This window comes from Rhizobium sp. WYCCWR10014, from assembly GCF_001657485.1.
Lineage (GTDB): Bacteria > Pseudomonadota > Alphaproteobacteria > Rhizobiales > Rhizobiaceae > Rhizobium.
The window spans coordinates 411,920-424,790 of sequence record NZ_LXFU01000037.1 but is presented as its reverse complement, the minus strand read 5'-3'; the positions used below and the strand labels follow the sequence as shown (position 1 = coordinate 424,790).

At 63.2% G+C, this 12,871-nt stretch carries 11 protein-coding genes and 1 pseudogene; 2 read left to right on the top strand and 10 right to left on the bottom strand.

Going from position 1 to position 12,871, the window contains the following annotated elements; genetic code table 11:
- Nucleotides 1-14: 14 nt before the first annotated feature.
- The 4 genes from A6U98_RS18910 to A6U98_RS18895 all read right to left on the bottom strand — a co-directional run bounded on the left by A6U98_RS18910 (nt 15) and on the right by A6U98_RS18895 (nt 3,189).
- Nucleotides 15-860, bottom strand: a complete 846-nt coding sequence (locus tag A6U98_RS18910; protein ID WP_064651968.1) for an anti-sigma factor — start codon at nt 858-860, stop codon at nt 15-17.
- A 2-nt stretch (nt 861-862) separates the two neighbouring features.
- Nucleotides 863-1,372, bottom strand: coding sequence for an RNA polymerase sigma factor (locus tag A6U98_RS18905; protein ID WP_003541801.1), 510 nt, complete (start codon nt 1,370-1,372; stop codon nt 863-865).
- A gap of 188 nt (nt 1,373-1,560) precedes the next feature.
- On the bottom strand, nt 1,561-2,121 hold the full coding sequence (locus A6U98_RS18900; protein WP_064651967.1) for a hypothetical protein: 561 nt from the start codon (nt 2,119-2,121) through the stop codon (nt 1,561-1,563).
- 159 nt (nt 2,122-2,280) lie between these two features.
- Nucleotides 2,281-3,189: a metallophosphoesterase gene (locus A6U98_RS18895; RefSeq protein WP_064651966.1), complete on the bottom strand. Its 909-nt coding sequence runs from the start codon at nt 3,187-3,189 to the stop codon at nt 2,281-2,283.
- Between the two features lie 70 nt (nt 3,190-3,259).
- Here A6U98_RS18895 and A6U98_RS18890 point away from each other — a divergent pair, with 70 nt between their 5' ends.
- Nucleotides 3,260-3,739 (top strand): NUDIX domain-containing protein, encoded by a 480-nt coding sequence (locus A6U98_RS18890; protein ID WP_064651965.1) that lies wholly within the window; start codon nt 3,260-3,262, stop codon nt 3,737-3,739.
- A 6-nt stretch (nt 3,740-3,745) separates the two neighbouring features.
- Here A6U98_RS18890 and A6U98_RS18885 read toward each other — a convergent pair whose 3' ends face one another.
- Complete coding sequence (locus A6U98_RS18885) at nt 3,746-4,732, bottom strand: glutathione S-transferase family protein (RefSeq protein WP_156667861.1); 987 nt, start codon at nt 4,730-4,732, stop codon at nt 3,746-3,748.
- A 194-nt stretch (nt 4,733-4,926) separates the two neighbouring features.
- On the opposite strand from A6U98_RS18885, the gene A6U98_RS18880 reads away from it, so the two are divergent.
- A complete protein-coding gene (locus tag A6U98_RS18880) occupies nt 4,927-5,490 on the top strand; it encodes an N-acetyltransferase (RefSeq protein ID WP_082933942.1) in 564 nt (187 codons plus the stop codon).
- A 52-nt stretch (nt 5,491-5,542) separates the two neighbouring features.
- On the opposite strand, the pseudogene A6U98_RS36005 reads toward A6U98_RS18880, so the two are convergent.
- The 5 genes and pseudogenes from A6U98_RS36005 to A6U98_RS18860 all read right to left on the bottom strand — a co-directional run bounded on the left by A6U98_RS36005 (nt 5,543) and on the right by A6U98_RS18860 (nt 12,788).
- A pseudogene (locus tag A6U98_RS36005) lies at nt 5,543-5,958 on the bottom strand (GNAT family N-acetyltransferase).
- A gap of 4 nt (nt 5,959-5,962) precedes the next feature.
- Nucleotides 5,963-8,032 carry a hypothetical protein gene (locus A6U98_RS18875; protein WP_064651963.1) on the bottom strand — a complete coding sequence of 690 codons (2,070 nt, stop codon included), beginning with the start codon at nt 8,030-8,032 and terminating at the stop codon, nt 5,963-5,965.
- 1 nt (nt 8,033) lies between these two features.
- Nucleotides 8,034-10,847, bottom strand: a complete 2,814-nt coding sequence (locus A6U98_RS18870) for a DUF4159 domain-containing protein (protein ID WP_064651962.1) — start codon at nt 10,845-10,847, stop codon at nt 8,034-8,036.
- Nucleotides 10,844-11,764 (bottom strand): DUF58 domain-containing protein, encoded by a 921-nt coding sequence (locus tag A6U98_RS18865; protein WP_064651961.1) that lies wholly within the window; start codon nt 11,762-11,764, stop codon nt 10,844-10,846. Before A6U98_RS18865 ends, A6U98_RS18870 begins: the two co-directional genes overlap by 4 nt.
- A gap of 13 nt (nt 11,765-11,777) precedes the next feature.
- Nucleotides 11,778-12,788 carry a MoxR family ATPase gene (locus A6U98_RS18860; protein ID WP_003541786.1) on the bottom strand — a complete coding sequence of 337 codons (1,011 nt, stop codon included), beginning with the start codon at nt 12,786-12,788 and terminating at the stop codon, nt 11,778-11,780.
- Nucleotides 12,789-12,871: the final 83 nt, after the last annotated feature.

Sequence of the window (12,871 nt, the reverse complement as noted above, 5' to 3'; positions counted from 1 at the left end):
CCATGCTCCGGCAATCAGATCGCGGTGGCGATCTCCATGGCGAGCTGGCCGAGCGTTGCTTCGGCGGAGGGGCCGGCAAGCACATAGGAGGTGCCGGCATTGTGCCAGGTCACGAGGCCGATCTCGTCCTTGATCGTTTCCTTGAAGTCGTCGGTCTCTGGCGGCTGCGCGTCCTTGCGGAAGCAAATGGAGATGATGTCGCCGTCGGAATTAGAATAGACGAGCTGTCCGACAGGGCGGCTGTCGCCGAGGATGACGCGCGCGCCCTGGAAGGTCCAGGCTTCGGCGCTCAGATCCGGCACCCGGAAGGGCACGCCGATCGCCGTCGTCAGCCAGCTGGAGATTTCCTCGGCCTGCGAGGCGGGCACTTCGACGAGATGACGGGGCTGGCGGATCAGCAGGCGCTGATAGGCGGTGACGTCGCCCAGCCAGTCACTGGTATTGGCCGGTGCCGCATTGGTGGTAGCCGTGCTGGCAATCTCGTCGGCATCCGGCGCGGTGCCGACGAAATAGCCGATACCACAACCGACGACAAAGAGGATGAGGGCGGCGGCCAGCGCCTGCGGGCCGCTCGGCGCCAGTTTCACTTGCGGGCGCGTGGCGCGCTGGGCGATCGGCGTCTTCGGCGGCTGCGTGCTCTTGATCGAGCGGACGAGGGCAAGCGGCACCGGCTCCTTCAGGATATCGTCGAGGCGGCGGCGGCCGAAATCAGCCCCGTGGCGCAGCTTCTCATGCAGTCGGCGTGCATTCTCGTCACTTGCCAGACGCTGCTCCAGTTCGTGCCGCTGTTCGGGCGAGACTTCGCCGTCGAGAAGGGCGGTGAGCTGGGCTTCGAGCGGCAATTTCCTAAGATCGAGCAAATTCAGAACCTGTGGATCGGGTGGGTGCCGGCAAGCCCGGCGAAATGCAGCCTCGCGGTCGCGAGCTGCGAGACGACGTTTGCCACCGGAATGCCCATGATGTCGGCCGCCTGCTGGTAGCTGTGGCCTTCGACGTCGACCAGCAGGAACATGCTGGAAACACCATCCGGCATATCGGAAATCATGTGATGGATGGTGTCGGGATCGACCGCGGCCGAGCGTTCGCGCGCGGCCTCGCGAATATCGGTGACGTTGCCGCGGACGGAAGCCTTCGGCTTGCGCTTACGGTTGTCGTCGGTCCATTGCTGGCGGGCAAGCGTGTAGATCCAGCTTTCCAGCCGGCCTTCGCCGCTCCATTGATGACCTTTGGAGATGGCGCGCTGACAGACGGCCTGAACGAGTTCATCGGCCACGGCAACCTCACCCGCGAGCGTGATCGCGAAGCGGCGAAGGCGGGGCAGGAGGCCGACGAGATCACGTCGGAGATCGATGGTCGTTGCGGGCTGACGCATTGTCTATCCAAGAAGCATTCACAATGGTTTCGCGGACGAAGGGTTCGCCGTCGGGCGCGAAAACCGACTTTATCGACGCCGTCGATGCATGTGCTTTATGAAACAAGTCTCCTGCACTTCGCAAGCATCCGGTCGTCTTCATCACTCTTTCCCAAGGGATTTTCGTATTGTGGCCTGCAAAGCTTGCGTCAATATGTTTTGTAGCCGTTCAAGCTTTGCAGCAGGGAGCGATAGGCCCAGGTGCCTTCGCCGCCACGATCACGGATTTCGACAAGCTGGACGCGAGCGCCCTGGATGTCTCCCTGTTCCACCAGCGCCATGCCCATATAGGAGCGGGCGAGGATATAATTCTCGTCCGCCTGCAGCGCCTTGCGGTAGTAGGACATGCCGAGCTCCATGCGGCCGGCCTTGCGGTTGGCGTAGCCGAGATAGTTCAGGACGCGCGGGTCGTTCTGGTTGCGAGCGAGATTGAGCACCGTGATGGCGTTGTCATACTGGCCGGCATAGGCAAATTCGCGGGCGAACTGATAGAGATCGTCGTCGTTGAAGCTGCTCTTCTTCGGGTTGACACATTCCTTCTTGGCCTTGTCCCAAACCTTCCCGCCGGTGCAGGTCTTGGTCGTCTGGGTCTTCGGCGGCGGATTGGTGTCATCGTTGCTGTCGCCAGCCGCGAAGGCGGCCGTGGCGATGCCAAAGGCAAAGCCGGCGGCGAGCGAAAGTCTGGACAGGTGGCGGAAAGAAGAAATCATCGGCGCGCTCCGTTCTCAGGCAATGCAGTTGCTCGGATTGTACGCTTACCACTAAAAATACCAAGAGGGTAAGCAACCTCTATGGCAAATGTTGCGACGGTGGACTGATGTCCTCGCAGATCGATTCAAGTGCCGCACAAAAAGAGCTAGGAACCAGCGCTAAGGCGCGAAAATATCGGCGCTTTCCGGCATCACCGCGTCGCCGGCCCTGTTGAGGCTGAAGCGCTCGCCGCTGAGCTCCCAGGCGCCGGGAGAGCCATCGATGGAGAAGAGGTTGTAGGCGGCGGGCGGCTTGATGCTGCCCGGTCCCTGCGAGGCAGAGGCGATGCCGACGACCGGCACTGGCTGCATCTGGCCGCGCAGCCAATGCAGCGTGTTCAGGTGCGTATGGCCGTGCAGCACGAGTTCGGCGCCGCCCGTCGAAATCACGGCAGCGAAGCGGCGGATGCCGATCATCCGTTTGTAGAAGGCCGTGGCGCCGCGGATCGGCGGGTGATGGATCATGACCACCCGGAAGAGACCGGCTTCGCCAGCCGCACGCAGTATGTTGACAGTATCGCGGGCCTGTCGCGCGCCGAAAAAGCCAGAGGCGGCGAAGGGCGGAGTGGCGACCGCGGTCGAACAGCCGACAATCGCGACTTTGCCGCGGACGCGCAGATAGGGGAAGATATGGCGGTCGTCCTGCCATTGCGGCGGAGCGAGATCGCCGCGGACGTAATCGTACCAGGCGCGCATCGTCTTCTCATAGGCGCCTGGCACATAGGCGTCATGATTGCCGGGAACGACCGACGTGTCTGCGGGATCGCCGAGCGCGCGCAGCCATGCAGCGGCGGCGCGAATCTCAATACCGCTCGCCAGATTGACGAGGTCGCCGGTGACGGCCACGTGATCGGCCTGATGGGCGCGAATATCGTCGAGCAGCAGATCCAACGTGCTGCCGAAAAGGTGCTTGCGTCGATTTCGATGCCAGTTCACAAAGCCTGTTATGCGTTTAGAAAACAGCTCTTGAATGGAAAGACTGGGCAACGGCCCGAGGTGGACGTCGGAGATATGCGCGAGCTTGAACATGCTACGAGACATAGACCAGCTTATTGACAAATCAAACACATCCGGCGCGATGAAGAGCTGAAACGGAGCGATGGTGGATAAAGAGAACAGGCCCCTCTACACGAGGCTGGCGTTGCGCCTGCTGCATGTCTATTTCAGTTTCGTCCGCAGCATGACTGTGGGCGTGCGGGCCGCCTGTTTCGATGCAGAGGGGCGCATCTTTCTCGTGCGCCACAGCTATATCGGCGGCTGGCATATGCCGGGCGGCGGGCTGGAGCGCAACGAGACAGTCGAGGAAGCGCTCGTCAAGGAATTGCGCGAGGAGGGCAACCTCAGGATCATCGGCAAGCCGCAGCTGTTCCAGGTCTATTTCAATACCACGACCACAAGGCGCGACCATGTCGTCTTCTACCGGGCGACCGTCGAGCAGACGGCGCCGCGGCCGCCGGACTGGGAGATATCCGACAGCGGCTTCTTTTTCCTCGACAGCCTGCCCGAGGGCACGACCAAGGCGACGCATCGCCGCCTCGCCGAGCTTCGGGGCGAGCGGGAGCCCGATCACCGCTGGTAAGAAGTATCAGGCGGCATTTAGCCTGGCGCGGCCATGCGGGCTGTCGAGATCGAGCGCCGGACCGACGGGGACGATGCCGGTCGGATTGATCGTCTTGTGGCTGCGGTAGTAATGCTGCTTGATGTGGTTGAGGTTCACCGTCTCGGCCACGCCTGCCGTCTGGTAGAGGTCGCGCAGATAGCTAGGCAGGTTGCGGTAATCGGCGATGCGGCGGATGTTGCACTTGAAATGGCCGACATAGACGGGGTCGAAGCGCACCAGCGTGGTGAACAGGCGCCAGTCGGCCTCGGTCAATCTGTTGCCGAAGAGGTAGCGGCCCTTGCCGAGGCGTTCGTCGAGCGTGTCGAGTGTTTCGAACAGCTTGCCGACATTTTCCTCATAGGCTTCCTGGGTGGTGGCAAAGCCCGCTTTGTAGACGCCGTTGTTGACTGTGTCGTAGATGGTGGCGTTCAGTGCATCGATGTCGGCGCGAAGGTCCTCGGGATAGAAATCAGCTGTCGAGCCGGTCAGCCCGTCGAAGGCACTGTTGAACATGCGGATGATCTCGGCGGATTCGTTGCTGACGATCGTGCCGGTCTTCTTGTCCCAGAGCACGGGAACGGTGACGCGGCCGGAATAGTGCGGATCGTCCCTGACATAAATCTGCCAAAGCGCGGACGCTCCGAAGAGGTGATCGCCGGTGGCGCCGTCGCCGACCTTAAATTCCCAGCCGTTCTCGACCATCAGCGGATCGACGACGGAGACCGAGATCAGCTCTTCGAGCTTCTTCAGCTTGCGGAAGATCAGCGTGCGATGCGCCCAGGGGCAGGCGAGCGAGACATAAAGATGGTAACGCCCAGCCTCGGCCTTGAAGCCGCCGCTGCCGGAAGGGCCGGCCCCACCGTCCGATGTCACCCAGTTGCGAAACTGTGAGGGCTGCCGCTTGAAATGGCCCTTGCTCTCCTTCGTGTCGTACCAGGCGTCATGCCAGACGCCGTCCACCAGCATTCCCATGATCTTCATTCCCTTGATTGCGTGTTGGAACGGAAGATATCGCAGATGGCAGGGCTTTACAGGCGGCAAAGATTGAACAGTGCGTCACGTCGCGCATTTTGCGTTGGACGGCGGAAATTTTTCCTGCTATCGGCCTGTTCACGATTTTCGGACCCCTGCCTGATGTTCATTTCCAGAAACCCGCGACGACGCTGATGCTCCCGAACGCCCAAGGCGTGTTCGAGACCCATCAATCTGTCCATCCGGTTTCTGTCATCATGTACAAGCACGATCTCGTCTACCTCACTGAAGACGCGTCTCATGACGCCGCCATCGAACACATCAACGAAGAAGCCTTCGGTCCGGGCCGCTTCACGCGCGCTGCCGCGCGCATCCGTGAGCAGGGGCCTCATGATCTGTCGCTTTCCTTCATCTGCACCGATAACGGTGAGACGATCGCCTCCGTGCGCATGACGCCGGTGCTGGCCGGCACGGTGAAGGGCCATCTGCTCGGCCCGCTCGCCGTCCGCCCCTCTCACAAGAACAAGGGCATCGGCCGGGAACTGGTGCGGATTGCGGTGGAGGCGGCAAGACGCAAGGGCTCGGAAGCCGTCATCCTCGTCGGCGATCCACCCTATTACGGCCCGCTCGGCTTCGAGAAGGTCGCCTATAACGCGCTGTCTTTTCCAGGCCCGGTCGATCCCGGCCGTGTGCTCGTTGTTCCGATCGCCGAGGGCGTGCACACGCGGCTGAAGGGCACGATCGCCTGGCGCGAATGATTTAGAGCACTGTGCGTCCTTCCGGACGCACAGTGCTCTAACTCTCAATTCGCTAGAGACCTTTCCGGAGGAAGCTGCGCGTGCGGCCCTCCGGGAAATCCTTAAGTTCTCCGAAAATTTCATAACCCTGACGCAGTAGACGCGCAGGGCTTCCGGGCTGAACGTGTCGATCCAGGCGCCGCCGCACCCCCTGGCTCTCGCCTCTTCTTCCGCCTTTGCGAGGATATTGCCGGCGATACCCGTGCCGCGCAACGTATCGGGAATATAGAGCATCTGGGTGAACAGCCAGCCCCAGGCGGTGAAGCCTGAAAGACCGCCCGTCACCTTGCCGTCGGTATCGCGGATGAGGACCGCGAGCGGCCGGCGATCCGATGGGCCGACATCGGCGTTGTTGAAGGCCGAGAGCGCATCGGTGATCACTGCCAGTTCCTCCGGCGAGGGCGAGGCGGTGAGCTCGAATTCGGGCATGAGATCAGCGCCCTTCGCGCCACCACATGGCGCCGAAGGCGAGCAGCAGGATGCCGACGCCGGCGAAACCGGCAAAGAGCGGCAGCGTGTTGATGCCCTTCAAGACCGTCTCGTTGGTCATGCGGATCATCATGCGATCGTTGTCAGAGACGCGGACCTGGCCGCGCACCGGCAGGATCGGCGGCACGGAGATCGCGCCATTTGCATTGGAGACGCGGGCGACGAGACCCTTGCTTCTGTCGGCGACCGGCTGCAGTACATCGGTCGTCGAGATCATCGCCTTGAATTCCGGTGCGTCGACGGCGCCGATATGGACAAGCGTCGACAGCCTGCCGTTGCGGATTTCGAAGAGACCGATTTCGTCCATCCTCTTCTCGGCCTTGTAGAGCCCCGGTTCGGACTGGGTGAGCGGCAGGGTTTCGGTCTTGCCGGAGGGATAACGCACGGTGGCATTGCCGGGATTGTCGCCGATCGTCTGGCGCGTGACCTCAAGGGTCCGGCCGGAGGCGCGCGCCGTCAGCGCTTCTTCCTCGAGCGCCGGCTCCTTCATCAGCCAATGGGCGATACGGCGATAGAGCGAAACGTTCGGACCGCCGCCTTCGAAGCCGCGGGCCCAGAGCCAGCCCTGATCGGAAAGCAGCATGGCGACGCGGCCCTGGCCGGCGCGGTTCAGCACCAGCAGCGGGTGGTTGTCGGCGCCGAGCATGATCGTCTCGCCCTGCGGCCGGTCGACATCGACGCTGCGGAACCAGCGGCCCCAATGCGGCGGGTCCTCGCCCGAACCATCAAGGCCGCGCGTGACGGGATGTTTGCGGCCTTCCTCGGAAAGGCGAGGATAGAAGGCCTTCTCGATCATCTCTCCGGTGGGCGTTGCGGGCAGGACCGAGGAAAGCGGCGTCAGCGCAATGGAATCGGGGCCGGCATGCTCGGGACCGGCGGCGATCAGCAGCGCTCCGCCGTTGTCGACATATTGCGCGATGTAATCGTAATAGAGCAGCGGCAGCACGCCGCGGTGCTGGTAGCGATCAAAGATGATCAGGTCGAAATCCTTGATCTTGTCGACGAAGAGCTCGCGCGTCGGGAAGGCGATCAGCGACAGCTCGTTGATCGGCGTGCCGTCCTGCTTTTCCGGCGGACGCAGGATGGTGAAGTGGACGAGATCGACCGAGGCATCTGATTTCAGCAGGTTGCGCCAGGCGCGCTCGCCGGCATGCGGCTCGCCGGAGACAAGCAGGACGCGGAGATTCTGGCGGATGCCGTCGATGACATGGACGGCGCGGTTGTTGGCAGTGGTGACTTCGCCGGGAAGTGCTGCGACCGAGAATTCGAGCACATTGCTGCCGCCACCCGGCACCTTGAAGGAGAAGGGCGTATCCTGCCCGGGCGTCGCCTGCAGGGTGGCGATCTCGTCACCATTCAGCTTCACCGTGACATCGGCCGTGCCGCCGGGGCTCGGGCCGTCGTCGAAGACGCGCAAGATTACCTGCTGCTCTTCGTTGACGATACCGAAGCGCGGTCCCTTGATGACTTCGATGCGGCGATCGAATTCGTTGGCCTTGCCGGTGACAAGGCCATGGATCGGCGCGTCGAAACCGAGCGCCTGATTGGCGCCCGGAACATCATGGACTTCACCGTCGGTCAGCATGATGGCGCCGCCGATACGGGCAGGCGGGACATCGGCAATGTTGGCCGACAGCGCGTCGAACAGGCGCGTGGACGGCACGTCGGAATTGACGTCGCCTTCGACATCGACGAAGCGGGGCTCTATCTGGGGAAAGCGGGCGAGCTGTCCCTTCAAGGCCGCAAGCGCATCGTCGGTCATCTTGACGCGATCGGGCGTCTGCTGGCTCTGGCTTCGATCGACAAGAACCGGGACGATCGTCGACAACTGATCCCGATCTTCCTGCAGCAGCACCGGATTGGCAAGGGCGGTCAGCATGGCGAGTGCCGCCAGCGTTCTGATCCAGGCGCCGCGAATGCCGCGCCAGATGGCGAAGGCGGCGATAACAGCGCTGACGACAGCCAATGCAGCCAGAACCGACCAGGGCAGGAAGGGCGAAAAGTCGAATGTCATCTCATTGTCCTAACCGTTCGAGGAGGTCGGGAACATGGACCTGGTCGGTCTTGTAGTTGCCGGTCAGCATATACATCATGATGTTGACGCCGGAACGGTAGGCATATTCGCGCTGCGTTTCATCCGACGGCACGGTCGGCAATATCGGTACGCCATTTTCGTCGATCGCCCAGGCGCCGGCGAAATCATTGCCGGTGATCAGGATCGGCGAAACGCCGTCGGCGGTCGCCGCCGATTTTTCGCTCGGCCCCTGACCGCCCTGCCGGGCCTCGATCCAGAGAGGGCTGCCGGCATAACGACCGGGAAAGCTCGACAGGAGATAGAAGGATTTCGTCAGCACGTGATCTGATGGTACCGGCTCGAGCGCCGGGATGTCGAGATTGGCGAGGATTGCCTGCAGCCTCTCACCATTGGCGCTGACATTGCCGCCATTGTCCAATGCGCTGATCTGATCGCGCGTATCGAAAAGCACGGTGCCGCCATTGCGCATATAGGCGTCGATACGGCTGATCGCCGCGGTCGACGGCATCGGCGCGGTTGCCGAAACCGGCCAGTAGATGATCGGATAGAAAGAGAGCTCGTCCTTGGTGAGGTCGATGCCGACGGGCGGCGCCGGCTCCAGCGTCGTGCGAAAAGTGAGGAACTGGGTCAGTCCCTCGAGGCCGCGCTCGGATATATTGTCCACGTCCTGTTCGCCGGTGACGACATAGGCGAGGTGGGTGTTATCAAGTCTCTGCAGGATGAGGTCGTCGCCGGGCTGGGAGTCGTCGGCGTGAAGGGTGCCGGGTTGGATGAGAAAGCCGGCGCAGACGGCGACCGCGATCATCGCGGCGGTGCGGACAGCCGGGCGCAATCGCGAGAATGCGCCATTCATGAAGAGGACGATCAGGCTATCGGCCAAGAGCAGCAGGAAGGCTGCAAGAAAGAGGGCGGGTTTTGCCGACCAGCTTTCGCCGCCGATCAGGCCTTCGCGCACGGCATTGGTCCCTGTTGTGTCGATCGGCTTCAGTTCGGCGTTCTCGGGCAGCACGTTCAGGGAGGTGAAACCATCCTCCGAACCGTAGAGTCCGGGAGGGTTGTCGAAATTCGCCGTCGGTTCGACTCCGGCCTGTGGAATGAGCGGCCGCGCCGATCCCGTCTCGGAGACGAGCGTGCCTTTGGCCGTCAGCATGCGGAATGGCGGCAGGGTTTCGGAGACACGCGCATTGCCGCGCGCCTCGGATGTCACGCCGCCCGAGCGCGATATCTGCAGGAGGTGGCGCAGCATGTCGACGAAAGTGCCGGAGATCGGCAGATCGGACCAGGTCGCTTCCGCGGTGACGTGAAACAGGACGATCTGGCCGGATGCGATCTGCTTCATCGTGACGAGTGGCGTGCCGTCGGCCAGGCTCGCCCAGGTGCGTTCGGCAAGATCGGGTGTCGGTTCGGCAAGCACCTGCCGCTTGACGACGATATCGGCGGGACGCGCTATGCCGGCGAAAGGCCCGAAACTCGGAAATTCGGCAAGCGACTGGGGCTCGCTCCAGGACAAAGTGCCGCCCAGTGCCCGTTCTCCCTGACGCAGGATGACAGGGATCAGCGGATCGTCCGCAGGGGCTGCCGCCATGCGCGGGCCGGCAAAACGCAGGAGCATGCCGCCATTCGATATCCAGCGCGTCAGAGGCTCGTAGGTCTCCTCCGGCAGCCGGCCGATATCGGCCATGATGATGATCGAGGGATTGCTGGCTAGAAGTTTTGGTATTGCGACCGAAAGATCGGAATCGGCGGGTTGGATCAGATCCGCATAGGGTTGCAGCGCCCGCTGGATATAATAGAGCGGCGAGAGCAGCGGCTGGAACTCATCCCCTCCTTCACCTGACAGCAAGACGACGCGGCGGCGCTTGAATGCGTCGTCGAGAAGGTGGACGGCGCCTGCCGTCGCGCCGTTGTCGACGCTGACGCGCGCGAAATCGTTGCGCATCTCGAAGGGGGCGGTGATCGAACTCGTCGCGACGCTCTGGCCGGGGCGGAAATCCACCCTGCCATTGGCGATCGAGCGGCCCTGGGTATCGACGGTGTTCAGCGCTACCGATGCTGCCTGCGAACTGTTGAGCCGCGTAACCTTGACGGTCATGGCATCTGCCGCATTGTTGGCCGCGGTGATCGCGACCGTCCTTGTGGCATCGCCCTCGATCAGGCGGAGATCGGCGGGCTGGAGTTCGGCGAGCCTTCGCACCGTCGCGTCGTCGGGCTTGGCGGCGGCGCCGTCAGTCAGGAAGGCGAGGGTACCGGGCTTGATACCGTTCAGGGCGGCGCGCAGCGCCTGGAAGGCGCGTTCGCGGTCCGGCACCAGCGGTCGCGGCTCGGCGGCGCGCAGCTTGTCGCGGGCGGCAGCAGCGGTGCCGGGCACGGCGTCGTTGGTCGGGTCGGCGGTAAAGGCGATCGACACAGGCGTGCCGGCGGATTCGGCGTCATCTATCAACGCGTCGGCGGTCTGGATGCGGCGCTCCCAGTCGGGTGCCGCTGCCCAGCTGTTGTCGACGAAGAGCACGAGCGGGCCACCTGATGCGAGCGAACTGGTGCGCGGATTAAAAACCGGATCGGCGATCGCAAGAATGATGGCGGCGGCGAGCAGCATGCGCAGCAGCGTCAGCCACCATGGGCTTTGCGCCGGCGTCTCCTCGCGTTTCAGCACGGAGGCAAGGATCTTCAGCGGCGGGAAGACTTCGGTCTTCGGGCGTGGCGGCGTCAGCCGCAGCAGCCACCAGATGACCGGCAAGGCAAGGAGCGCGCCGAGAATGGCGGGATAGGCGAAAGCGAAGGGAAGGGCGTTCATAGCTGCCCTCCATGCGTAGCCTTGGCCGGCATGCCTGACAGATACATGTGCACCGCGACCAGCGCCTCCGAAGCAAGATGATCGGTGCGGTGGGTTGCGAAGGTCCAGCCGAGATGGCGCAGCGATTGGCCGAGGCTGTCCCTGCGAGCGAGGTAGGCGTTGCGATAGGCCTCGCGGATATGTTCGGCGCGGCCGGAGATAAGCTTGGCGCCGCTCTCCGGATCGGTGAATTCGGTGCGGCCGCTATAGGGGAATATCTCTTCGGCGGGATCTGATATCTCGACCACGTGGCCGCGCAGGCCACGGCGGGCAAGCGGGCCGAGCCGTTCCATGATTGCCGGCGCATCGTCGAGGAAATCGCCGATAAGGACGAGGTCGCTCCAGCCGCGGATCATCGCCGTTTCCGGCAGGCCGCCGGTCAGCGGCGTGTGCATGAGAGCGGCTGCGAGGCGTTCGGCGGCGTTGCGGGCGGAGGCGGGTTCCATGATGCCGGGGCAGCCGATGCGCTCGCCGGAGCGGGCGAGGATTTCGGCAAGCGCCAGCATGATGACCAGCGCGCGGCTTTCCTTGGAGACGCTGCCATAGCTCGACTTGTACATCATCGAGGGCGACATGTCGCACCAGAGCCAGATCGTGTGCGCGGCCTCCCATTCGCGCTCGCGCACGTAGGTGTGATCGTCCCGGGCGGAACGGCGCCAATCGATGCGCGACAGGCTCTCGCCCTCGGAATAGGGACGGAACTGCCAGAAATTCTCGCCGATGCCGCGCTTGCGGCGTCCATGCCAGCCGGCGATCACGGTGTTGGCGATGCGCTTGGCTTCCACCAGGCAGTCCGGCACTAAAGCGGCCCGCTGCCTGGCGCGGGAAAGGGCATCGCTGCCGGGTGTCGGATTGACGATCTGTCCGATAGATGCCACGCGTCCGGCTTCCTTATCCCTTTGCCTGCTTGACCAGTCCGGCGATGACGTCACGCACCGACATGCCTTCGGCGCGGGCGGCGAAAGTCAGCGCCATGCGGTGCTGAAGAATGGGTTCGGCGAGCGCGAAGATATCGTCCAGAGACGGGGCGAGACGGCCTTCGTAGAGCGCGCGGGCACGCGCACAGAGCATCATCGCCTGGCCGGCGCGAGGGCCGGGGCCCCAGGCGACATTCTTGTCGGTCGAGGCATTGCCCTGTCCGGGACGGGCGGAACGCACCAGCGCCAGGATGGCATCGACGACGGTATCGCTCACCGGCATCTGGCGCACCAGGGTCTGGATCTCGATCAGCCGCTGCGCATCGATGACGGCTTCCGGCCGGGTTTCGCCCAGGCCCGTCGTCTCGAGCAGGATCTGGCGCTCGGCGGCGAGTTCAGGGTAGTTGACGTCGACCTGCAGCAGGAAGCGGTCGAGCTGGGCTTCGGGCAGAGGATAGGTGCCTTCCTGCTCGAGCGGGTTCTGCGTGGCGAGCACATGGAAGGGCGCCGGCAGGTCATAACGCTGGCCGGCGATCGTGATGTGATATTCCTGCATGGATTGCAGAAGGGCCGACTGGGTACGCGGCGAGGCGCGGTTGATCTCGTCGGCCATCAGGAGCTGGGCGAAGACCGGGCCCTTGACGAAACGGAAAGAGCGGCGTCCACTGTCGTCCTGGTCCATCACCTCGGAGCCGAGAATATCGGAGGGCATCAGATCCGGCGTGAACTGGATGCGGTTGGCGGCAAGGCCGAGCACCTCGCCGAGCGTGGTCACCAGTCTGGTCTTGGCAAGACCCGGAACGCCAACGAGCAAGGCATGACCACCTGACAGTACAGCGAGAATGGTGTTCTCGACGACGCTTTCCTGACCGAAGATCACTTTCGAGACTTCCCCGCGGATGGCGGCGATATCGGAGAGCGCCTTTTCGGCGGCGGCGACGATCGCCTTTTCATCGAGGCTGGCTTCGGTCTTCATCATACCCATGCGTATCTCCAACGGCTGAAATCATTCGGCAGCGAATCGGCGGACTTATACATGTGCCTCATACCCGATAGAGTTATGGAGAT